Here is a 20,726-nt window from a genome sequence, read left to right on the forward strand (position 1 = left end):
CGTTGACCGATGAACTGCCCCAAATGCGCCACAGCTGAGACCAGGGAAAGATCAAAGAAAACCAAATGTGGCTATGCCACGTTCTTCTGCCCTCACTGTCAATCTCCGTTCAATGAGCGAACTGGCACTCCTTTTAACCATCTCGAATTCCCCACTGATATCGTCCTGCTGGCTGTCTTGTGGCGACTACGCTACAAATTGAGCCTGCGTGACGTTGCTGAGATGTTTTTAGCGCGTGGATTTTCGTTCACCCACGAAGCCATCCGAGGCTGGGAAGCGCGGTTTGCATCTTTGATAACAGATCAGTTACGCGTCAAGCGGCAAGGGAAGGCCGGAAAATCCTGGTACGTGGATGAGACGTACGTCAAAGTGCATGGGAAGTGGTGCTATTTGTATCGAGCGATCGGCCACGAGGGCCATCTCGTTGATTCCATGTTGAGCGAGAAGCGACATATGGAATCAGCTCAGGCGTTTTTCAAACAGGCGGTTACTGTGATCGGCTCTGTTCCCGATCAGGTCACGACGGATGGCCATGCTTCCTATCCCCGTGCCATACGCGAGACGATGGGATGTGAGGTCGTACATCGGACGAATACATACCTCAATAATCGGCTAGAGCAAGACCATCGTGGGATTAAACAACGATACTCTCCCATGCGTGGTTTCGGAAGCTTCACATTAGCAGCGCGATTCTGTTGTGCCTTCGACGAATTGCGCAACTATCTCTGTCCTCGCCGCACCATGGGCGAAGTGGTCTCACTCCTGGAACAACGGCAGGCTTTTCTCCAACGTCTATCTGCTCTCCAGAGAATGATACAAGCAACCTCATAAGTCAACGAGCGAGAGGCGAGCATTCTATTCGTCTGAGAAGCTTTTCTGTGATCTCAGTTCTGACAGAACCGGTCGAAGGGCTGAAAGATCGACCCATGCCCGCAGCGCCGCCGAAAATCACGGAAGAGTATCGAGAGCACTTGCTGTTGGTGGTCCGGCGTCGACCTCGCAGCTTGGAGCAACCCTATTCTCTGTGGACATTGCAACGGCTTGCCGATTCCATGGCGGAGCAGACAGGCATTCGAGCCTCTATTGAAACCGTGCGTCTGGTGCTCAAAGCAGGAGAAATCGTGCTCTCTCGGCCTCAACACAAGGTGAGTAGCCCTGATCCAGATTACCTGGTAAAAAAAAGACGGTCGAAGAAGCGCGCGACGGGCTAAAAGAGGGAGACGTGTTTTATTATGCAGATGAGTTCAATCTGAGCTGGTTTCCCACCTTGCGTGCCATGTGGAGCCCCAAGGGTCAGCAAGTGATGATCCCGACCCCAGGGCAACCTGACAAATACTTATGGGATTAGAGCCGTGAACTATCACACCGGAGAAACGATAGTGCAGTTCCATCGTCGGAAGCGCCGACAAGAGATTGCCCAGTTGCTGGAAGCACTGCTCGAGATGCATTCAACCGGAACGATCTATGTGGCCTGGGATAATGCCAGCACGCATGAGGATGATGAGGTGGAAGCTGTTGTGCGAGCAGCAGCCGGGCGTCTGGTCTTACTCTATTTGCCGACCTACAGTCCATGGCTCAATCCGATTGAAATGCTTTGGCGGCACTTTCGGCGCGAAGTCACTCATTGTGAACTGTTTGAAACGAAACAAGCGCTACTCGTAGCGGCCCAAGACTGCTTCGAACGTTTTAACCAGCGTCCGGAAAAGATTCTGTCTGTGATCGGCTCCAATGCCAAAAAAGTTGCTTGATTGTACTTAAGTGGCTCATTCGCTAAAAGAGTTGTAGAATAGAGAAAGGAGAAGCGAGCACAGAAAGGAGAAATCAGATGCGTGGACCATTGCGAATGCGTGCCTTAACAGCTGAAGAAGAACGGGTGATTGGCAAACTCGCCCACTCACGTACGGCTTCGGCTCGCTTGGTGGAGCGGGCAAAGATCATTGAACTGGCCCAGAAGGGACAGACGATCCCGCAGATTATGCAGCAATTGCACCTCTCAGAGCCAACCGTTCGCAAATGGTGGAAGCGCTTTGAGCTGATGGGACTCCCTGGTTTAGAGGATGTCGGGCGCCCTGGGACCCCAAGACACTACAGCGACCTGGATCGTGCAAAGATCATTGAGGTGGCTCTCACCCGACCCGCCAACTTGGGGCTCGCATTCAACTGTTGGATATTTGACCGACTCACGACCTCTATTCAACAGCAGTTCGGGATTGCAATGAAAAAGACACGCATCTTTGAAATTTTGCACGAAGAAGGCTTGCGTTGGCGGCAGCAAGAGAGCTGGTTTGGTGAGCGACTCGACCCCGAGTTCGCCCAAAAAAGGGGGCTATTGAAGCCTTGAGAAAGGATACCCCAGCAGGCAGTGTGATTGTAGACATCGATGAAATGGGACCAGTTGCGGCAAAGAGTTATCCAGGACAAGAGGCAGTCAATATCAACGTGCGTCCCGCGCAGCGAGCCAAACAAGAGATTGATTATGGCCGTCGTGCCAAGGGGTATGTCTATGGAGCCTTACGAGAAGCGACAGGAGAATGTTTCACCCAGTGCTATCCACGTCGTTGCTTGCTTCATTTTATCGACTTTCTCTGTGAGGTAGATGACTGGCTTGATGCCTCGATTGAGCGCATCTACGCTGTCCTGGACAATCTGGATATGCACCATTGCCACGATTTGCTGCTCTTCCAGATCCACCATTCTCGTTGGGAATTTGTCTATCAACCCAGTCGCGCCGCCTATCTCAATTTGATTGAACCTTGGTGGAAGACCCTACGCTCCCTTGCCTTAAAAGGAAGACGTTTTGAAACGTGGGAGGAGGTGATGAGGGCCGTTGAAGCCGCCACAGCCTATTGGAATGCGCACAAGCATCCCTTTGGCTGGGGACGTCGTCGTCGTCACCAGCCACTTCGTCAGTCTCACACATTCTCTTTCCAGGTCAAAGTTATGTGTATTTAGCGAATGCACCACTTAGTGCAGGTTCAAAAAAGCTCTTGTGCAAAGGGGAAAAGAACGGCTAACCAGGAACAAGCTTGTACGGGCCAAGCTGAAATGCGCATTATCCCGTGCTGGCTGCCTACCAAGAGTCCCTGGCTCAACCGCATTGAGCCCAAATGGGTTCATGGCAAACGCGCCATTGTTGAACCGGCTCGGCTGCTGATGGCAAGCGAGCTCAAGCAGCGCGTCTGCGATTCCTTTGCGTACGAGTTGCTTGAGTCGCTTCTACAGCAGGTCTCTTGACCCAGTTCTAGCTCCCGACAGCTATGATGCTCTGCCAGGAACCGCTAGACCAACTCACCTCCAGGGAGTAACAACCAGCAGTGGAGAAAACGGGGAAGAGCCCCCATTCCGACCAGCCGGGATCTGGTGAGCCATGTGGAATGTCTGGTATGCCGGGTACGGAGCCGACATCTCCTGTATCTGTGAGCGGGTTCAGGATCAGCGTCTGAGTGGCAGCTCTGGGGGAGTCTGGCCATCGGTCCACCAGGCCAGTCTTTTCGTCTGTCTATCTCGCAGGCGCAACGTGACTGGCAGAGAAGTGTTTGGACCGACTTCAACGACCCATTTCGTCATTGGCCATCTCTGATCAGAGCCCAATTGGCTCAAGTGGAGAACATCCTGATAGAAGCCGTCATAGATCCAGAACGCTCCACCCCCGACTAAACGCACATTGGTATTGGAGCCCAGGCTGTCAAGGTGCTTCTGCTGCGGTGGGGGCTTGGTGGTGCAATCCTGGGGAGGCGGAGCCAGAGATGTCGTCACCGGCGCGAGGCTCGTGATTACTGTTGAGGTTAGCTGTGGAATGCTCGCGGTGGCGGTGGCAGTGATGTGTGGACTTCCCGATGCCTCTGTTGAAGTGGCGTTTGGAATGCCCGTGTTGGGGGAAGAGCAACTTATGAACAGCAGTGCGATCAGCAAGCAAGCCCAACATGTTGAAAAGAGGGGTGAGAGTCCAGCGAGATGAGGATATGGACGTCGGAAACCCATCGATTTCTCCTTCTTTCTTTGGTCAAAGCAAGGCTTTCTTACCCAGATTACCACCTTTTCCTGAGAGAGATCTGAACGTTTTGATATGGCAGAGCCAAACTGGAGCAGCGTCTCCGATGTGGCTGTGTTTTTGGGGAGTGGGATACCATTTCATCGTAACACCCACGGGATGCGCAACCAGTTTTATCTCATCAGTAAACTGGCTTGAAAGCGCCCCCATTGCTCACCTGTTTCTATAAGTAGAGATATTTCTGAGTCCTTGCCAGAAAAAGTGAGAGCATTGAATGGTCCTGCGGAGCCACTTCATCCAAAGGTACATCTCGTTGCGCATCCCGTGGGTGACATGAACACAAACTGTTGGTCCAGCCACAAGCTCGTACGGATCAATCGTGAGTGTGCATTATCTTATGCTGGCTGCCAGCAGAGAGTTCGCGGTTTAACCATATTGAGCCAACGGTCTGATTCAGGGCAGCGAGATCAAACAGCGCGTCTGCGATTCCTTTGACTCTGAGTTCCTTAGAGCCACTTACAAGAGCCACTTACACAGCAGGTCTCTTGAACCGATTGTGTTGCAAAAATAAGAGAAGTTCTCTAATGCTCTGTCAAAGTTGTTCTGCAACAATAAATTGAGTCATAGAGGCAACGAATATGTTGCAAAACATGATTGACAAAGTACTAAACTCTGGTGTATTGAGAGAACATGAGGTATTTTTGCAATGCGTTTCCAACCTCCAAGTGCATTTAAATGGCGACATTTTGAAGCTGACATCATACTTCTGTGCGTACGTTGGTACTTGCGTTATGCATTGAGTTATCGGGATCTGGAGGAAATGATGATGGAGCGCGGACTCGCCGTTGACCACACGACGATCTCTCGCTGGGTCCAACGCTATGTCCCAGAGCTGAATAAACGATGCAAGCCTCATCTCAAGGGTACCAACGATTCCTGGCGTGTGGACGAGACGTACATCAAGATCAAAAAAACGTGGACCTCTCTCTACCGAGTGGTTGATTCGCATGGGAACACGCTGGAGTTTCTCTTGAGCCCAACGCGGGATGCAGAGGCCGCCAAACGCTTCTTCCTCAAAGCCTTGCAGTCCTTAGCTCGCTCAGCCTCTCACGCCTGTTCGAGGCGTGAGGGAGAGACCACGTCTTCTCTTCTCACAGTTCCCCCGACTCTCCAGTTAGCTCCTCGTGTTATCAACGTCGATAAAAACGCGGCCTATCCCAAAGCCATTGCTGATCTGAAAGCAGCCGGAATGCTCTCCGAGAGTGTTGAATTGAGGTAGGTCAAATACCTCAACAATCTGATCGAACAAGATCATCGGTGTATCAAGCAGCTGACCAAACCCGGGATGGGTTTCTTTTCTTTTGCGACTGCAGAGCGAACCTTGCAAGGATACGAGGTGATGAACATGGTACGCAAAGGGCAGATACGAGGCGTGGGCAAAGGAGATATTCTCAGTCAGGCAGCCTTCATCACCGGCATGTTCGGGGTGGGTGCCTAAGTGCCATAGCAAGAGGACAAACAGGCCTTTGCTGATCATTTCCTTTTTTGTAACACAGCCTAAATATAGGACAAATGACAGGTTTCTCTGGAAAGAAAGGCATGTAAACTGTTCTTAAAAACTGCTGAAGGAGAAAAAGAGGAATGCGTCTACCCTGCTTTCCAAAGGGAAGAAATGGTGTTTTTCGTACGGGACTGATGACCCTTTTCGTCGGATCGATGATTGCTCTGGCAGCATTCATCGGTGCTGAAAATATTCCGTATGGTTTCCATACGCTTCAAGGAGATATTGCTCTCTTCTTACTTGTGATTGTTGTGCCTTTGGGGAGTCTTCTCGTTCTCCTTGGAGGAGTTCTGCTCATGATTGGATGGGTGATGGAGCGCCATAAGAAACCTCCAACGGTTGGGGATGAGGATCGAGACAAACAGAAAAGTAGCTCGAAGAACATGGAGTGGCAGCGATCTGGTGGTGCTCGTCAGCTTCTCGAGGGCATTGGTGCAAGCATACAGATTGTCTTGCTTACTATTGGAGGGGTGGTTGCGTATGGACTTTTTATGGATCAAGTGACAGCCCATCTCTGCGTGGAGTATTTTACGCTTGGTCACATTGATTACTGGAATCTACAAGATCCTACGCTACTTGCCTTGGAATGGGGAGTGATCGCTACGTGGTGGGCGGGATTATGTGCGAGCATTCCAGTGGCCCTAAGCGCGCGTCTTTTCCCACAACGCCCCAGGCTTTTGGCTTCTCATCTGCTTCGGCCACTGCTTGTGATTCTCATAGGTATGGCAGGCATGACCCTTGTGGCAGGAGTGGCAGGATATCTCATGGCTCGAGGAGGCGGAGTCACTTTGAGGGAGCCATTGGCTTCGTTGGTACCACCAACCCAAAAAGTGCTCTTTTTAGCAGACGGATGGGCCCATACGGCAGCCTATGGGAGTGGTGTTCTTGGATGCATCATTCTTTGTTTCTGGTCGTGGCTTAAGCGAGGGGTGTTACAACGTCTTGAAGCGAACCCTCATCCAGGGGATGAACAGCTTTCCAATCTGCCAGTCCGGTGGGAAAAGCGCCTGGCCGGGGCTCTTATGGGAATTGGTGGCGGTGGGCTTGTGATGGGTATCCTCTTTCTCTGCGCTCTGAATAATGGCTAAGCTCACGTGTGAACAGCGAAGAGAGGAGCACAGTGAGTTTGTCTCCTACTCTATGGGTGTTTCGAGCCGAGCAGCTTAGTGATCTCAGCATAAAAACTTAAAGAGCGTAGCCAGCATGAAGAAAACAGTGACGCAGAGCGTGCCTACGATGCCTAAGCCTGGCGCGGGGGTTGTGTTGCAAAAAAGGAAGCTGATCTGCTAGCGTAGAGGGAAAAAGCGAAAGAGGTCTCCTTTATGCGTATCCAAAGTCAAAATCCCTTTAAATGGCGCCACTTCCAGTCTGAGATCATTTTGCTCTGTGTTCGCTGGTATGTGCGCTATGCGCTGAGCTATCGAGACCTCGAAGAGATGATGATGGAGCGAGGCTTACACGTTGATCACACGACCATCTACCGCTGGGTTCAGCATTATGCGCCAGAATTGGAGCGGCGATGTCGTCCCTATTTGAAAACCACGTCGGATTCCTGGCGGGTTGATGAGACCTACATCAAAGTGAAAAAAGAATGGGTCTATCTGTATCGAGCGGTTGATGCGCAGGGAAAGACACTCGACTTCGTACTCAGCCCAACCAGAGACGGAGAAGCCGCCAGGCGTTTCTTTCTGAAAACCCTTGCCGCCCCTCATACTGCTGAACCACGAGTGATCAATGTGGACAAAAACGCAGCCTATCCCAAAGCATTCAACGAGCTCAAAGCAAGAGGACACCTCCCCGAAAGCTGTGAGTTGAGACAAGTCAAATATCTTAACAATCCGGTTGAACAAGACCATCGTTTTATTAAACGCCTAGCCAAGCCCGGGATGGGCTTTTTCTCGTTCGAGACGGCAAGGCGAACCCTTCAAGGGTACGAAACGATGAACAGGAAAGGACAGTTGCAAGGGGTAGACAAAGGGGATGCAGAAGCCCAAGCAACATTCGTCACTCAATTGTTTGGGGTGGTCGCTTAAACAAAGCAGAAAGGGATATTTCTTACTCATCTTCTTTTCTTTAAATTTCTTGCAACACAACCGGTTTCCTCTCTCCTCCTTGACAAGGGTACTTCATCGGTACACGTAAAAATCTATCATTATGAGCGATTTTTCCATATCCTGGGCCTCTCTCTACTTAATCTCTAGAACGTGGATCGAAGGCGTCACGTACACCATCGCCAAGGAACGAGAAGCAGAGAACGATAACAGTGAGAACCAGCGAGGGCATTAATACCTGCCAGGGTTTGGAGTCGATTAGGTCGGCGGCATCATTAATCATCAGGCCAATACTGGAACCCGGCGCTTGCACACCCAAACCGAGAAAGCTCAGACCAGCCTCGCTCACAATAGTGCCTCCTATATTCAATGTAGCCTGGACAATAACGATGCTTATTACATTTGGTACAATATGACGCAGAATAATTTTGGAAGCAGGTGCTCCTGTTGATGTAGCGGCTTCGACAAACTGTTGTTCACGTAACTGGAGTGTCAGACCACGCACCTGGCGAGCCATAAATGGCCAGTTCACAAATGCGAGAGCCATGGAAACGAGCACGAGACGCGCCTCCCCATTCGCGCCAATGAGCGGGAGGTTGCTGAAGACTGAATCAGCCGATGAACCAAAGATACCGGCGAGAAGAATGACGAAGAGCAGGCCGGGAAAGGCGAAAATGATATCGGTGAAGCGAGCCAGCAATTGATCAACCCATTTTCCATAAAAGCCCGCAATGATGCCCACAGAAACGCCCATCACAATGTCAACAATCTCTACAAGCACAGCGACACAGAGAGAAATGAGAAGCCCTTGCATCAAACGCGCGAGCAGATCACGCCCAAGGCTATCCGTGCCGAGCCAGTATTGAGGAGAAGGTCCCTCCTCCTGACGATCAAGCTCCTGGTGAAAGGGATTATGGTATTGATCGGGGCTAATGACTCCATAAGTTGTACTGTGATAGGGGACTCCGATATGCTGATAGAACAGGGGACCAACGATTGGCAGAAGAATAAAAAAGAGGAGCACCAACAGACACATCAGAGCGCGTTTGTCTCGAACAAAACGCTGGAGAGCTTCACGCGATGGGCTAAGAGGCTTTCTGTCGTTGGTCGAGGTTGCTTGAGCAATGGTTACAGTGCCTGCCTTCAGCGCTACGCTATTGTTTCCTTTTACGCTCGCTTCTTGTTTTTCATGTTTGTCTTGTGGCGTCTTTGAATGTTGAGGATCCAACGCATCCATATTCTGACGTTCCTCTCATCAAACTAACATAAAATGCATCTTCTATATAGTATTTATTACGTCAAAAATACTACATTCCTCACATAAATCGCTTTTGAGCGATTCATGCCGCCCTGGCACGCCGCCTTCAATCAATACTCTAAGGTGTGATAGACTGATCATCTCACAAATAATTTCAGGAGGCATGCCCATGAATTGCCCGTCCTGCTTGTCAGCGACCACCAAGGAACCGCAGAAATCTCCTCCTCAAAATGAAAAATGTCTTGCAGGTATTCGATAAGTTGAGAAGATGGGCGATACTGTTTGTAATCTGATCGTGGCCCAACCTGCAGCACCACTTTCTCGCGCTTATCTATGAGACGTGATGTGGTAAGGAATCTCCCTGAAGGCAGAGGAGGCCTTGATCGTCTTCATTCTAGGAGCGTCGCACATGGATGAATCCATTGAAATGGATAAGAAAAACCCAGCAGATTGGACACATGTATACCAACCAATTGCGCTGTTTTCGGACGAAGATGGTAGACCCGCAGGTCTAGCTCAAAGCCATCATCACTTTGATCGAGATCCACGTCCAACACATCACAGTCATCACGGAGATTCTTGTTCTTCAACGTCATACTCACTTCCTCCCTTTTGTGGAGAAACTGAAGAACACGTAACACCTCAAGTATACGGGGAAAGGGCGGTTTTGACCAGGACAAGAGGAGGACACTTTTGGACATTTTGCCCCAAGAGTTTTACGTGCCGATTTCCTTTGCTTATACTGTAGTAGTAATCTTGAATGTTGTCAGCCCATGCTGCTTATATAGAAGGATGGACACGTATTCATGCACTTTGGGAAACGGTTACGTCAGGAGCGCTTGCGCCTTCACTTATCACAAGAAGCTCTGGCGGAGGCTCTGGCTATCTCCGCCAGAAGTGTTCGTCGCTGGGAACAAGGACAGGCGCTTCCTCAAGCGTCGGTCCGGATTCAACTCAGTCGCTTTTTCGGCCTGCGCCCCGAAGCACTTTTTGAGGATGAGGAGACCCAGGGAGCCTCTCTGGAACGTTCCTTATCCGCGCAATCCCTTCTTCACGGGTCGAGAAGAGATCCTCACGACGCTCCATACGTTCCTCTCCGTCGATGCGTTGGTTGCATCCACTCAGGTGTATGCCCTCCAAGGGCTTGGCGGAGTTGGCAAAACACAAATTGCACTGGAATATGCCTATCGCTACGCACAGGAGTACCGGGCGGTCTTCTGGATCGGGGCAGAGACCACCGAGAGCATCGTCTTCGGTCTGCTATGTATTGCCGAGTCCCTTCAGGTGCCTGGGCGAGACGATAAGGACCAGCAGCAGGTAATCACAGCAGTCCACCACTGTCTCATCAACCCGCCAGGAATCCGACGTGGTTTTCAAATAGGGACGACATCGCCGCTCCAATTCTGGCGCATAATGCTGAACCCAGCGGTAGATGGTCGTGTGATCAACGTGTAAGCCTCGCTCCATCATCATCTCTTCGAGGTCTCGATAGCTCAGCGCATAGCGCACATACCAGCGAACACAGAGCAAAATGATCTCAGACTGGAAGTGGTGCCATTTAAAGGGATTTTGACTTTGGATACGCATAAAGGAGACCTCTTTCGCTTTTTCCCTCTACGCTAGCAGATCAGCTTCCTTTTTTGCAACACAACCGTTTGGAGTGGCCGCCTAAGAAGGAGCGAGAAATTCATCCCACGCCCAATTGTTTGTCTCATCTTTCTTGCAACACAACCCGCGAAAGAGCGCTCGATAAACAGTCGCTTTCCGGTCCAAATGCCTGAACCACTTTACTTGCTAATTTTGTTCGTTTACACTGTATTTGATAATCAATGTGAATGGTACATACGAGCAATGAAGGAGGGCAGACCTATTTCCATGCGTTTTGGCACCCGTTTGCGCGAGGAACGAGTACGTCGTCATTTGTCACAAGAAGCGCTCGCCGAAGTACTTTCTCTCTCCGCCAGGACTATTCGTCGTTGGGAGCAGGGACAAGCGTTCCCGCAAGCCTCTGTTCGGCCCCATCTATGCCGCTTTTTGGGATTGCGCCTCGAAGAGCTGTTTGAAGAGCAGGAAATCCAAGCCAAGAGTCTCCCTCTCTGGTGTATTCCCTCGCCCCGTAATCCCTTCTTCACTGGACGAGAGGAGACCCTCACGGTCCTCCATACATTCCTCGTAACGCATCAGGAGACCGCTTTGACCCGTGTGTATGCGCTCCAGGGACTTGGTGGTGTTGGCAAGACGCAGATTGCTCTGGAGTATGCCTATCGATTTGCCCAGGAATATAGGGCGGTCTTGTGGATCGGGGCAGAGGACGCAGAGCATCTCGTCTTGAGTCTGTTGCGTCTTGCCGAGACGCTCCAATTGCCTGAACGGGATGACAAGGATCAGCAACGCGTCATCACAGCTGTTCATAACTGGCTCATGACGCATGATCAGTGGTTACTCATTTGTGATAACGTGGAAGACCTGGACATCTTGGATCGTTTTCTCCCGTCTATTCGACATGGGTCAGTTCTGCTTACAACGCGCCTGCAGGCGTTGGGGACACGTGCGCGAAGCATTCCCCTCTTGCCCATGGAGCAGGAGGAAGGGGAGCTCTTCTTGTTGCGCCGTGCGAGAGTGCTGGAAGCGGAAGCAACCAGTGAACATGTGCATCTGTTTGCTGTGCGAGAGCTTTCTCAGTATGCCGCAGCAGCGGAGCTTGTCACAGTGATGGGAGGGCTCCCTCTGGCGCTTGACCAGGCAGGTGCCTATCTGGAAGCGACGCAGTGTGGTCTGTCTGCCTATGTGGAGCTTTTCCGTACACAGCGTGCCGCCCTGCTTCAACACCGAGGCGAGGGGGCACAGGATCATCCGTCGCCCGTGTCTACCACATTCGCGCTCGCTATCACCGCTGCAGCCGACCGCCACCTGGCAGTGCGTGACCTGTTGCGTGTTTGTGCCCTACTTCAGCCGGACGCCATTCCTGAAGAGCTCTTTCGCCAGGGGAGTGCGCATCTTGGAGCGGCGCTGGGGCCTGTGTGTCGTGATTTGCTGGAGTGGAACCAGATGATTGCCATCGCATGTTCCTATTCCTTACTCTCACGCCAGGCAGAAACACAAACCTTCTCGATCCATCGGCTGATGCAGGCAGTGCTCCTGGATGCCATGGACGAGGACGAACGATACGAGTAGATGCAACGAATCCTTGGCGCACTTGATGCTGTCTTTCCCGAAAAACGTCTCACGAAGGAGTATATATCCTGGCAGAAGCAGTGTGAGCGATTCGTGACTCATGTATTGATTTGTGTGCAACGCGCCCAAGCTACTGTACGTTCCCTTCCCTTGGCGTCAGTCGCGTACAAGGTCGCTCAATATGTACTGGAACGCGGGCAATATGGAGAGGCGGAGGTGCTCTATCGGCGGGCTTTGCACATTCAGGAAAAGATTCTCGGCCCAGAGGCTCCTCCCGTTGCCGCCTCGCTTAATGGACTGGCGAACCTGTGTCGTGATCGTGGACGATATGTGGAAGCGGAGCCGCTCTATCAGCGCGCTTTGCGGATCCAGAAACGGGCTTTGGGAGAGAATACGCCGCAGGTAGCGAATACTCTCAACGATCTGGCAAACCTCTACTGGAAGCAGGGCAGGTACTCGGAAGCAGAGCCATTGAGCAAACGTGCTTTACACATCCATGAGCAGATTCTGGGGGAGAATACCCCTCTTGTCGTCATGACGCTCAACGATCTGGCTCTTCTCTACTGGAGGCTGGGAAGATATGAGGAGGCGGAACCGCTGTATAAGCGAGCTTTGCGCATTGGAGAGCAGGTGCTAGGGGTGGATCATCCCGATATTGGCGCTCTTTTCAATCATTTGGCGCTGCTGTATTGGAGCCAAGGGAAATACACAGAGGCGGAACCGCTGTATAAGCGAGCTCTACGTATCTGGGAGCAGACAATGGGGCCTGAGCATCTTCTTGTCACCTATTCACTCAATAATCTGGCGGAATTGTATCGAACTCAGAGAAGGTACGAGGAGGCGGAACCGCTGTACAGGCGAGCTTTGTGCGTTCGGGAGCAGCATCTGGGTTCGGAGCATGCCGAGGTTGCTAATGTGCTCAACAATCTGGCTGAACTCTATCGAATGCAGCGTAGGGATGCGGAGGCAGAACTACTCTATCAACGCGCGCTTTCTCTTCGGGAGCACACATTAGGTCGTGCCCATCATTTGGTGGCAGAACCACTTCATGGGCTGGCAAATCTCTTCCGTGACCGGGGCCAATACTTTGAGGCAGAGTCTCTCTATCAGCGCGCCCTCTTCATTCGAGAGCAGCATCTGGGTCAGGAGCATCCTGCATTGGCCCAAACGCTGTATGATATTGCCATCTTTTCTCAAAAGCAAGGCGACCTGCCTCGCGCAGGTCGCCTTGCCGAGCGCGCTCTGAAGATTTGCTCACAGGTTCTGGGAACTGATCATCCCACAACAATTGCTACACACGTGCTCTATGCTCAACTTGTACAAGAGGAGGAGTAACTATTCAGGTTGGTTCTGTCAGAACTCGGAGAGAGGCTTGTCCTGGAGATCGTTTGCGAGGTATGATGGGAACCATTACCTATTGGAGAAGGAGTGATTCATGCATTGCCCACACTGCGCCTCAACCACGACCAAAGAACAAGCCCAGAAGACCACGCTCGGCTATCGGACGTTCCGTTGCTCAGCTTGTAAGCACCTCTTCAACGAGCGTACAGGGACGCCGTTCAATTTTCTGGAATATCCCACCGATGTAGTCCTGCTGGTAGTCCTGTGGAGGCTTCGGTATAAGTTGAGCCTGCGAGATCTGGCTGAAATGTTTCTGGAGCGGGGCCTCGTGTTCTCTTATGAGATGGTTCGAGCATGGGAAGCGCGCTTTGCTCCACTCATCGCAGAGCAATTACGAGTCAAACGGCATGGGCAAGCAGGGCGGTCCTGGTATGTGGACGAAACGTATATCAAGGTCCACGGGAAGTGGTGCTACCTTTACCGAGCCATTGATGCTGATGGCTATCTGGTTGATTCGCTACTGAGTGAGAAGCGTGATATGGATGCTGCCAAGCGGTTCTTTAAGCACGCTCTTGCCGTTGTTGGCCATGCTCCGGAACGAGTGACAACGGACAGACATACCTCCTATCCACGAGCAGTGCGTGAAATACTGGGCAACCAGGTGCAACATCGAACCAACAAATACCTCAATAATCGCCTGGAGCAAGACCATCGGGGAGTCAAGCAACGGTATTATCCCATGCATGGTTTTGGAAGCTTCAACTCAGCTGCCCGTTTCTGTTCTGCTTTCGATGAATTACGAAATTATCTTCGTCCGCGCTCCGCTGTAGGAGAGTCAGCCACACTCTCAGAGCAGCGACGAGCTTTCCTTCAACGACTTGCTGCCTTGAAAGTTTTGATACAAGCAGCTTAGTAGCGAGAGACGTGTAGTAAGTTCTCAGGAACTCTGATGAGTCTCTACGCTCTCAGTTCTGACAGAACCGCTTGATGAACCGATGATCCTGTTCGATCAGATTATTGAGATACTTGACCTGCCTCAGTTCGACTTGTATAGGCAAGACTCCAGCGGCTTTGAGCTCCGCAATTGCTTTGGGATACGCAGCATTCTTATCCACATTGATGACACGTGGTACCACTTTGATGGCTTGAGCAGTAGTACCAGGAGGTGATGACAAGGCTTTGAGAAAGAAGCGCGAGGCGGCCTCGGCGATGAGCGTCGGACTCAAGAAAAACTCGAGCGTGTTTCCCTCAGAATCGACAGCTCGATAAAGATACATCCACACTTTTTTGATCTTGATGTAGGTCTCATCCACTTTCCAGGAGTCATTGAACGCTTTCAGGTGAGGCCGACAGCGTTTTTCCAGTTCTGGGGCATACCACTGAACCCAGCGATAGATCGTCGTATGGTCAACATGCAACCCTCGCTCCAGCATGATCTCTTCAAGATCTCGGTAGCTGAGCGTGTATCGTAGATACCACCGCACACACAGCAGAATGATGTCGGGCTGGAAATGACGCCACTTGAACGGGGGATGATGACTCATGAAGAGAACTCCTCGCAAATAAGGAAGAGTTTATCATCGCCCACTCATTCTTGCAACACAACCCCATCGTCTCCTGTCCCTCCGAGGCGAGCACACTGATAGCTCTGCTCGAAATAGGATGCTGCCTCTTCGAGATTGTCACGAGCCTGCGCCAGATGCCCCAATAAAGCCAGTGCATTGCTCATCCCCACCTGCTCATCCGTTCGTTTACCCAGCAAGAGTGCTTCCCGAGCGATGGCAGCCGAACGCTCAGGTTGTCCCAGATGCCTGGCTATCCTTCCAGCGCAGTAGAGCGCAGCGAGCCGCACCGAAGTCGGTGCCTTGTCCTCTTTAGCCACCTGACTATCCAGCTCTAGTATCTTTGAAAGCCACAAGTCCCCCTCGCGCATCTGCCCTCTTCTGATCCAGTAGGCTCCACAAGCCGCGACCAATCGTAGTCCTGCTCTTGCCTTCCGCTGCTCATAGGCCCAGTGTAATGCTGCTCGCAGATTAGGCTGCTCAGGTTCTATCCACTCATGGCGACTACCGGGTGTAATGGCCCTCTCCACCAGGCGCGTAACATATTCGACATGCCGCCAGCGATAGGTCGCTTCCTTTCCTGTTCTGCGCAATTGTTCCTGCGCATACTCCTGAACGAGTTTGAGCATGTAAAAACGCATCGTTCCATCTTCCACCACCTCACTCTGTATCAAGCTCACATCAACCAGCTCTCTGAGATGAGTCAACAGATCAGTGGCAACTGGTTCGCCTTCAGCACTGAGAAAATCCAACGCCTCTGCGCTACAGCCCCTTCACAAACACTGGCGATGCGCAAGATCTGCTGAGCAGGAGGTGACAGCAGATCATCACTCCATGCAATCGCTGCTTGCATCGTTTGCTGGCGCTTCGGTAAATCCCTGGCTCCACTTTGGAGAAGAGACAAACGGCGCTCCAGGCGTTGCAGAAGTTGTTGCAAAGAAAGAACTTTGATCTGAGCCGCCGCCAGTTCAATCGCCAGCGGCAAGCAGTCCACCCGCTCGCATATAGCGCTAATGATTGGATCATCGCTGGCCACATCAGATCGTATGGCCTGTGCTCGCTGGAGAAAAAGCGTCACAGCTGCTTCAACGGGTAACGGTGAAATCAGCAATTCCTGTTCGCCCCGCAGACGCAACGGGGTGCGGCTGGTAACAAGTAGACGCAAGTGCGGACAGCTTTGTAAGAAATGAGCAACATCAGGTGCAGCATCAACAACCTGCTCAAAATTGTCAAGAACAAGCAGAAGATGCTTCTCCGCCAGCAGGTCTATGATCTGTTGTGAAGGCGAGGAGCCAGTAGACTCACGCAACTTCAACGCCTGAACCAGCAGTGAGGGTACCAGGGAAGCGTCGGAAGTAGTAGCCAGCGAAACAAAGAGAACACCATCTTTATAGTCGCAGCGAAGCCGATGAGCAATCTCCAGCGCAAGATGGGTTTTGCCGACACCAGCAGGTCCCACCAGGGTCAGCAATCGCGCTCTATCCCCCCGCAACACCGTTGTAACACGGACCATTTCTTGCTCTCGACCAACCAGTTGCGTCGGAGGAACAGGTAGCACATACAGCGGGCCAATAGAAGGAGCGCCTGTCACCATAACGGATCGGGCAGATGCAATCAATGCCTGTCGTCGCTCTTCTGAAAGGACAAGAACTTGTAAGAGAGCATCAAGCGTATCGGAGCGGGGTGCCCGATTGATACCGCGTTCCAGATCGCTAATAGCGCGGGTACTGATATTGGCACGCTCAGCCAGTGCTTCTTGAGAAAGCCCTGCGGCAATACGGTACTGTTTGAGAAGCGTACCAAAGGAAGGTGTTTTCATAGGCCTCCCAACGAAGAGATCACTATTTCTATAGCGATAAACGATGCATAGTTCAAGTTTTTGTCTCTGGTTGCCAGGCCACAGGAGAGAAAGCTGTGAGAAAGATGTGGGGTTCCCTCATGGTCTTCAGATCCGTGATCACCTACACTCTTCTTAGACCTCTCTGTTCTCGTAAGAGCAATCTGAGCTCAGCCATAGGCACCAGTCTATCCGCTGTGAGAAGAAGCAGGAAAAGCCTGTAAAGGAGAAGAAGGTATGTCAAGTCAAAATCTTTTGCGTTTAAGTGGAATAGCGCTGCTTATTGGAGGTCCGGTCTCCATTATCTTTGATGTACCCAACATTTTTCCTTCACAAGGAAACGATGCGCCACTGCCTTACGCAGCCATTTTCGGCCTGCGAAGAGCCGTACGTTGAAGAACAGGATGATGACTCGGAAGTTTGTGGGAAGCCATATGCAGCATCATTCCTGATCGACGTGAACAACGTCTGGCTTACTTGCTCTTTCATTGCCATCTTAAGCCCCGTGAAATCATGCGTTTTTGTTCTGGAGAGTTTGGTGGTGTCACAGAGGTCTGTCGGCTGATAGCGTAACATTGTTGATCGTTTGCTACGAAGAAACGCTGATTACCTGTGCTGGCATCTGGCCTCCAAGCCTGATGTGAACGCCTAGTGCACTTCCACTCAACCTTTAAGGCAAAGAATAGATTTTAATTGTATTCGACAAGGAGAAATTTATGCCTGATGTTTTCAAAATTTTGAAAGATTTGGAACTCAAAAGTGTTGGACTCGATCCAGAGACAAATAAAATGCAGGAGGGTTTTTTTGTCTCTTTCCGCAGCGCTGGATTGCCGATCCACAAAGAGGATTTTCAAAATCCGTGGTCTCCTCTAGGCGTCAATCTCGAAAAAGACATTCCAAAGACTGAGCCTGCTGATCCGGCGAACGCGCCAAAGACCGGTAGCGCTCAGCTCGATGAGAACAGGCAGCTTAGCGCCGCCATTGCGAAATCGCAGCAAAGCTACCTCGACACCTTTCAGCTCACCGATGACAAGTTAGTGATGAACAATCAGTACGCTGTCATGCCAGGCTCAAGCAAAGTTAGCGACGCGTGGTGGGCCCTGATTACCGGGGCTAACGGCGTCCCCACTGAATCAGAGCTGAACGATGAGATGAAAGCGGCCTACGAAAAGGCAAAGGCTGTATTGATGGATAAAGACGACAATCCAACTCCTCATTACCAGGCATACATGCAATACGAGCAAGAATACAAAGACAAGGTCAAAGCCTGGCATAGAGCCTATTCAGATGCATTTACCAATCCGATGAAGCTTCAGAACTGGCCTATCGACGGTACTCTCTATCATGATGATGCCGATGAAGCACTTGATAGATGGGTGAGCCTGGGGCACAAAGAGGAGATTGAACATGCTCTCGCCACCTTGGCGGCTCAAGGGACCGATCCAGCGATCGCGCTGATCTCCCGAGCTAAAAAGCACTATATCAATAGCCTCAACGAATTTCAGAGCGTGGGGGAGATCCCCTATACCGTCATGTTACCACGCACGTGGTACGATCCTGACAATGACGATGGCTGGAACGAGTACACCAGCGATGACGCCCATTCTGAGAGTCACTACCAGTCCTCTTCAACCTCCTATGGAGGTGGTGGTGGATTCAGTATTGGCTTCTGGTCAGCTGGCGCATCTTTCAACCATGCCGACCAGCAGAGTTCGCTTGATATGCAAGCGAACGACCTTGAAATATCTTTCAAGTACTGCACGGTCGATATCAAGCGTCCCTGGTTGGATACCTCCCTGCTGAATTTGAAAAACTGGTTTCTCATGGGTGATTACAAGAAGGGCTGCATTTCGGATGGGACGATGGGCCAGCACCTTCCTGCACACGCCACTGAGCCTACTTTTCTGCCCTCAATTGTGACAAGCCTGATCCTTATCAAGGACCTGTCCATCCGGTGGAGCAACTGGAAGGAGCACTGGGATGCTCATTCTGAAACAACATCTGCATCCGTGTCGGTTGGATATGGACCATTCTCTATCAATGGCACCTATTCTCATCATGGCCAGCAGAGCAACTTCTCAGCCGATACAGATGGTGAGTCTCTGAGGGTTCCTGGTATCCAGCTGATCGGTTATGTGTCAACGATCAATCCTCTATCTCCTGCGGTAGATTCATCCCAATTTTTAACAAAACCGAAGTAGCCGAGGTCGATATAAATCATCTTGCGCTGTTTGTTTCCTGTTCCTCTCACAGAAGAGCAGGAAACAAACAGCGCAAGACGGTTGACGATTGATGATTGACCACATCAATCAGGAGGAAACTGCGCATGGCACTCTCACTCGACGCCATCTATCAACCTATTGCCGAGTTTTTCTTGCAGTTATTCGAAACGAATGCTACAAGTCCTCTGCTCTTTCGTTTCGATAAATTTGGCTCCGTCGTGTCTGATGAAGACTTCATCGATCCCAATCACCCTGAGCTCGGTTACCTGCCCGCTCTGGCAATGGAGAAGTTTTCCGACCTGGTGAATCACATTCCTGTTGATACCCACGATAATGTAGACATCCTGCTCTCCGCAGATACGGTCGACAGCGCATACTTCTTTCGCCTCCTAACGCCAGCGCTGCCATACCTTTCTCCCGGTACTGATGATGCGACAAAACAGGCGATGATTGATGCCTTCAACCTGGTAAAAGCAAATGCTGTAAAGCTCTGGGACAATGTGAAGGCCGAATCGATCACCGGTCTGATGTTGCAGTACAAGCCTTCTCTGGCAACTCCGCAGAACTGGTATGACAGGACAAAAAAAGAACTCTGGACGCACCATGCGTTTCAAGTAACAGAGACGCAGGCAAAGACAAATCCAGGCACCGAGCCGATTGATAAGCTATGGACCTTGAAAATCCACGATGACACCATGGCAAACATTCTGGAGATGCCAGAACTGAAGAAAGAGGTGAAGCCTGATCAGCCCGACCCAACGGAACTGCCGCCTATCAGAATCGCTGATCGTATCTTGGAGCTACACAAACACCCCGACCAACCACAGCCAGACGTGATAGAAAACAGTGGGAGGTCTCTTCCCTCACGGATCACAGAAGCAGGGAGTAAGCGCCTTACTATCCCTACCCAGGAGAATGCGCTCCACAATAGATTGCTTAGAGACTCAGCTCTCCTCCAGCCTTCAAGCTTAGAGACGGAGCGTCTCGCCGCCACTCCAATAGAGCCAGAGATCTCCACTCTATCGATACGAGATGCACCAATCCTTCAGCCCACCTTCGCAAAGGAAGAGAATATCGACTTTGCCTCTGGCAATCTGATCTCCCGTCCTGGCGTAATCAAGTCTGAGAACTCTACACTGCACGATAGCTATCTGAAGCAGAGTCACACGCTAGCTGTGACTAATAAGCTACTTGTTAACCAATACCTGGGCGCGTATGCTCCCACAAACTCCGTTCAGACCTCCAGCATCTCAATTTCTTTCGACTATTGCCTGATACATATTCGTCGTCCCTGGTATATGGACGAGTTTATCAATGCCAGATCCTGGTATATTCCCACGGTGCCAAAGGGTCAGGTGACGTCGAGTGGCGCAGCTGGAAATTTTCCTTTCATACCAATCGGTTTTGTGGCAATCAGGAATCTTAGCATTGTGGCTAACTGGACAGAAGAAGATAGAACAAATGCATCTCAGGCGACCAGTTTTGGACCATTCAAGGTAACAACGGGCATTGTGAACAACACGCTTTCTCATGAAGGGTTGCAGATCATTGGCTGGATGCTCCAGAAGATGCCCGATTTGCCGCCCAATGGTTCCCAGGCATGATGGCTATCAAGCATATACATCCAAAAATGAGAATGTGCTGTGGCGAAGCGTGCTGTGATGATGGGTATTCATATATTGAATAAGTCTGTTTGAGCCAAATGATATAGCGATCCCAATTGAGGGAA

20 protein-coding genes and 3 pseudogenes are annotated in these 20,726 nt (G+C 51.1%); 16 read left to right on the forward strand and 7 right to left on the reverse strand.

Annotated features, from left to right (window positions below; all coding sequences use genetic code 11):
* Positions 1–9 precede the first annotated feature (9 nt).
* From JMJ04_RS42885 to JMJ04_RS42910, 6 genes are all read left to right on the forward strand, one after another.
* Positions 10–831 (forward strand): IS6 family transposase, encoded by an 822-nt coding sequence (locus JMJ04_RS42885; RefSeq protein WP_201376520.1) that lies wholly within the window; start codon positions 10–12, stop codon positions 829–831.
* A gap of 47 nt (positions 832–878) precedes the next feature.
* Positions 879–1,211 (forward strand): helix-turn-helix domain-containing protein, encoded by a 333-nt coding sequence (locus JMJ04_RS42890; protein ID WP_201376521.1) that lies wholly within the window; start codon positions 879–881, stop codon positions 1,209–1,211.
* Between the two features lie 141 nt (positions 1,212–1,352).
* Positions 1,353–1,748, forward strand: a complete 396-nt coding sequence (locus tag JMJ04_RS42895; protein ID WP_201376522.1) for a transposase — start codon at positions 1,353–1,355, stop codon at positions 1,746–1,748.
* A 77-nt stretch (positions 1,749–1,825) separates the two neighbouring features.
* Positions 1,826–2,341, forward strand: coding sequence for a helix-turn-helix domain-containing protein (locus JMJ04_RS42900; protein ID WP_201376523.1), 516 nt, complete (start codon positions 1,826–1,828; stop codon positions 2,339–2,341).
* Positions 2,338–2,952, forward strand: coding sequence for a transposase (locus JMJ04_RS42905; protein WP_201376524.1), 615 nt, complete (start codon positions 2,338–2,340; stop codon positions 2,950–2,952). The genes JMJ04_RS42900 and JMJ04_RS42905 overlap by 4 nt, the downstream gene beginning before the upstream one ends.
* Positions 2,953–3,045: 93 nt before the next feature.
* The gene (locus JMJ04_RS42910) at positions 3,046–3,234 is read left to right on the forward strand and encodes a hypothetical protein (RefSeq protein WP_236039119.1); all 189 of its coding nucleotides are present in this window, start codon (positions 3,046–3,048) and stop codon (positions 3,232–3,234) included.
* A gap of 198 nt (positions 3,235–3,432) precedes the next feature.
* Here the strand turns inward: JMJ04_RS42910 and JMJ04_RS42915 are convergent, their stop codons facing one another.
* On the reverse strand, positions 3,433–3,981 hold the full coding sequence (locus JMJ04_RS42915; protein WP_201376525.1) for a hypothetical protein: 549 nt from the start codon (positions 3,979–3,981) through the stop codon (positions 3,433–3,435).
* 716 nt (positions 3,982–4,697) lie between these two features.
* Between JMJ04_RS42915 and JMJ04_RS42920 the strand changes: the two are divergent.
* The 3 genes and pseudogenes from JMJ04_RS42920 (at position 4,698) to JMJ04_RS42930 (ending at position 7,585) form a co-directional block, all read left to right on the forward strand.
* A pseudogene (locus JMJ04_RS42920) lies at positions 4,698–5,489 on the forward strand (IS6 family transposase).
* A 143-nt stretch (positions 5,490–5,632) separates the two neighbouring features.
* Positions 5,633–6,640 (forward strand): hypothetical protein, encoded by a 1,008-nt coding sequence (locus JMJ04_RS42925; RefSeq protein ID WP_201376526.1) that lies wholly within the window; start codon positions 5,633–5,635, stop codon positions 6,638–6,640.
* Between the two features lie 240 nt (positions 6,641–6,880).
* A complete protein-coding gene (locus JMJ04_RS42930; protein WP_201376672.1) occupies positions 6,881–7,585 on the forward strand; it encodes an IS6 family transposase in 705 nt (234 codons plus the stop codon).
* A gap of 157 nt (positions 7,586–7,742) precedes the next feature.
* Here the strand turns inward: JMJ04_RS42930 and JMJ04_RS42935 are convergent, their stop codons facing one another.
* Positions 7,743–8,840 (reverse strand): ABC transporter permease, encoded by a 1,098-nt coding sequence (locus JMJ04_RS42935; RefSeq protein WP_201376527.1) that lies wholly within the window; start codon positions 8,838–8,840, stop codon positions 7,743–7,745.
* A 410-nt stretch (positions 8,841–9,250) separates the two neighbouring features.
* Positions 9,251–9,457 (reverse strand): hypothetical protein, encoded by a 207-nt coding sequence (locus JMJ04_RS42940; RefSeq protein WP_201376528.1) that lies wholly within the window; start codon positions 9,455–9,457, stop codon positions 9,251–9,253.
* Between the two features lie 210 nt (positions 9,458–9,667).
* On the opposite strand from JMJ04_RS42940, the gene JMJ04_RS42945 reads away from it, so the two are divergent.
* The gene (locus JMJ04_RS42945; protein ID WP_236039120.1) at positions 9,668–10,165 is read left to right on the forward strand and encodes a helix-turn-helix transcriptional regulator; all 498 of its coding nucleotides are present in this window, start codon (positions 9,668–9,670) and stop codon (positions 10,163–10,165) included.
* A gap of 28 nt (positions 10,166–10,193) precedes the next feature.
* On the opposite strand, the pseudogene JMJ04_RS42950 reads toward JMJ04_RS42945, so the two are convergent.
* A pseudogene (locus JMJ04_RS42950) lies at positions 10,194–10,448 on the reverse strand (IS6 family transposase); the annotation flags it as partial.
* A 288-nt stretch (positions 10,449–10,736) separates the two neighbouring features.
* On the opposite strand from JMJ04_RS42950, the gene JMJ04_RS47645 reads away from it, so the two are divergent.
* From JMJ04_RS47645 to JMJ04_RS42960, 3 genes are all read left to right on the forward strand, one after another.
* On the forward strand, positions 10,737–12,035 hold the full coding sequence (locus JMJ04_RS47645) for a DUF7779 domain-containing protein (RefSeq protein ID WP_236039121.1): 1,299 nt from the start codon (positions 10,737–10,739) through the stop codon (positions 12,033–12,035).
* Positions 12,036–13,370 (forward strand): tetratricopeptide repeat protein, encoded by a 1,335-nt coding sequence (locus JMJ04_RS47650; RefSeq protein WP_236039122.1) that lies wholly within the window; start codon positions 12,036–12,038, stop codon positions 13,368–13,370.
* A gap of 100 nt (positions 13,371–13,470) precedes the next feature.
* On the forward strand, positions 13,471–14,289 hold the full coding sequence (locus tag JMJ04_RS42960; protein WP_201376529.1) for an IS6 family transposase: 819 nt from the start codon (positions 13,471–13,473) through the stop codon (positions 14,287–14,289).
* A 67-nt stretch (positions 14,290–14,356) separates the two neighbouring features.
* On the opposite strand, the pseudogene JMJ04_RS42965 reads toward JMJ04_RS42960, so the two are convergent.
* The 3 genes and pseudogenes from JMJ04_RS42965 to JMJ04_RS42975 form a co-directional block, all read right to left on the reverse strand.
* Positions 14,357–14,920: pseudogene (locus tag JMJ04_RS42965) on the reverse strand (IS6 family transposase); the annotation flags it as partial.
* 44 nt (positions 14,921–14,964) lie between these two features.
* Positions 14,965–15,618 carry a hypothetical protein gene (locus JMJ04_RS42970; RefSeq protein ID WP_201376530.1) on the reverse strand — a complete coding sequence of 218 codons (654 nt, stop codon included), beginning with the start codon at positions 15,616–15,618 and terminating at the stop codon, positions 14,965–14,967.
* A gap of 23 nt (positions 15,619–15,641) precedes the next feature.
* Positions 15,642–16,757 (reverse strand): ATP-binding protein, encoded by a 1,116-nt coding sequence (locus tag JMJ04_RS42975; RefSeq protein WP_201376531.1) that lies wholly within the window; start codon positions 16,755–16,757, stop codon positions 15,642–15,644.
* 255 nt (positions 16,758–17,012) lie between these two features.
* Here JMJ04_RS42975 and JMJ04_RS42980 point away from each other — a divergent pair, with 255 nt between their 5' ends.
* The 3 genes from JMJ04_RS42980 to JMJ04_RS42990 all read left to right on the forward strand — a co-directional run bounded on the left by JMJ04_RS42980 (position 17,013) and on the right by JMJ04_RS42990 (position 20,601).
* Positions 17,013–17,171 carry a hypothetical protein gene (locus JMJ04_RS42980; RefSeq protein ID WP_201376532.1) on the forward strand — a complete coding sequence of 53 codons (159 nt, stop codon included), beginning with the start codon at positions 17,013–17,015 and terminating at the stop codon, positions 17,169–17,171.
* Between the two features lie 320 nt (positions 17,172–17,491).
* Positions 17,492–18,976, forward strand: a complete 1,485-nt coding sequence (locus tag JMJ04_RS42985) for a hypothetical protein (RefSeq protein WP_201376533.1) — start codon at positions 17,492–17,494, stop codon at positions 18,974–18,976.
* A gap of 125 nt (positions 18,977–19,101) precedes the next feature.
* A complete protein-coding gene (locus JMJ04_RS42990) occupies positions 19,102–20,601 on the forward strand; it encodes a hypothetical protein (protein ID WP_201376534.1) in 1,500 nt (499 codons plus the stop codon).
* The last annotated feature ends 125 nt before the right edge of the window (positions 20,602–20,726 follow it).

Source organism: Ktedonobacter robiniae, from assembly GCF_016587375.1.
GTDB lineage: Bacteria > Chloroflexota > Ktedonobacteria > Ktedonobacterales > Ktedonobacteraceae > Ktedonobacter > Ktedonobacter robiniae.

Excerpts from the sequence above, each read along its gene's own strand:
- JMJ04_RS42975 (WP_201376531.1), bottom strand. The coding sequence starts at position 16,757 with ATGAAAACACCTTCCTTTGGTACGCTTCTCAAACAGTACCGTATTGCC.
- JMJ04_RS42910 (WP_236039119.1), top strand. The coding sequence starts at position 3,046 with ATGCGCATTATCCCGTGCTGGCTGCCTACCAAGAGTCCCTGGCTCAAC.
- JMJ04_RS42980 (WP_201376532.1), top strand. The coding sequence starts at position 17,013 with ATGTCAAGTCAAAATCTTTTGCGTTTAAGTGGAATAGCGCTGCTTATT.
- JMJ04_RS42935 (WP_201376527.1), bottom strand. The coding sequence starts at position 8,840 with ATGGATGCGTTGGATCCTCAACATTCAAAGACGCCACAAGACAAACAT.
- JMJ04_RS42990 (WP_201376534.1), top strand. The coding sequence starts at position 19,102 with ATGGCACTCTCACTCGACGCCATCTATCAACCTATTGCCGAGTTTTTC.
- JMJ04_RS42925 (WP_201376526.1), top strand. The coding sequence starts at position 5,633 with ATGCGTCTACCCTGCTTTCCAAAGGGAAGAAATGGTGTTTTTCGTACG.
- JMJ04_RS47650 (WP_236039122.1), top strand. The coding sequence starts at position 12,036 with ATGCAACGAATCCTTGGCGCACTTGATGCTGTCTTTCCCGAAAAACGT.
- JMJ04_RS42900 (WP_201376523.1), top strand. The coding sequence starts at position 1,826 with ATGCGTGGACCATTGCGAATGCGTGCCTTAACAGCTGAAGAAGAACGG.
- JMJ04_RS42985 (WP_201376533.1), top strand. The coding sequence starts at position 17,492 with ATGCCTGATGTTTTCAAAATTTTGAAAGATTTGGAACTCAAAAGTGTT.
- JMJ04_RS42885 (WP_201376520.1), top strand. The coding sequence starts at position 10 with ATGAACTGCCCCAAATGCGCCACAGCTGAGACCAGGGAAAGATCAAAG.
- JMJ04_RS47645 (WP_236039121.1), top strand. The coding sequence starts at position 10,737 with ATGCGTTTTGGCACCCGTTTGCGCGAGGAACGAGTACGTCGTCATTTG.
- JMJ04_RS42960 (WP_201376529.1), top strand. The coding sequence starts at position 13,471 with ATGCATTGCCCACACTGCGCCTCAACCACGACCAAAGAACAAGCCCAG.
- JMJ04_RS42940 (WP_201376528.1), bottom strand. The coding sequence starts at position 9,457 with ATGACGTTGAAGAACAAGAATCTCCGTGATGACTGTGATGTGTTGGAC.
- JMJ04_RS42915 (WP_201376525.1), bottom strand. The coding sequence starts at position 3,981 with ATGGGTTTCCGACGTCCATATCCTCATCTCGCTGGACTCTCACCCCTC.
- JMJ04_RS42945 (WP_236039120.1), top strand. The coding sequence starts at position 9,668 with ATGCACTTTGGGAAACGGTTACGTCAGGAGCGCTTGCGCCTTCACTTA.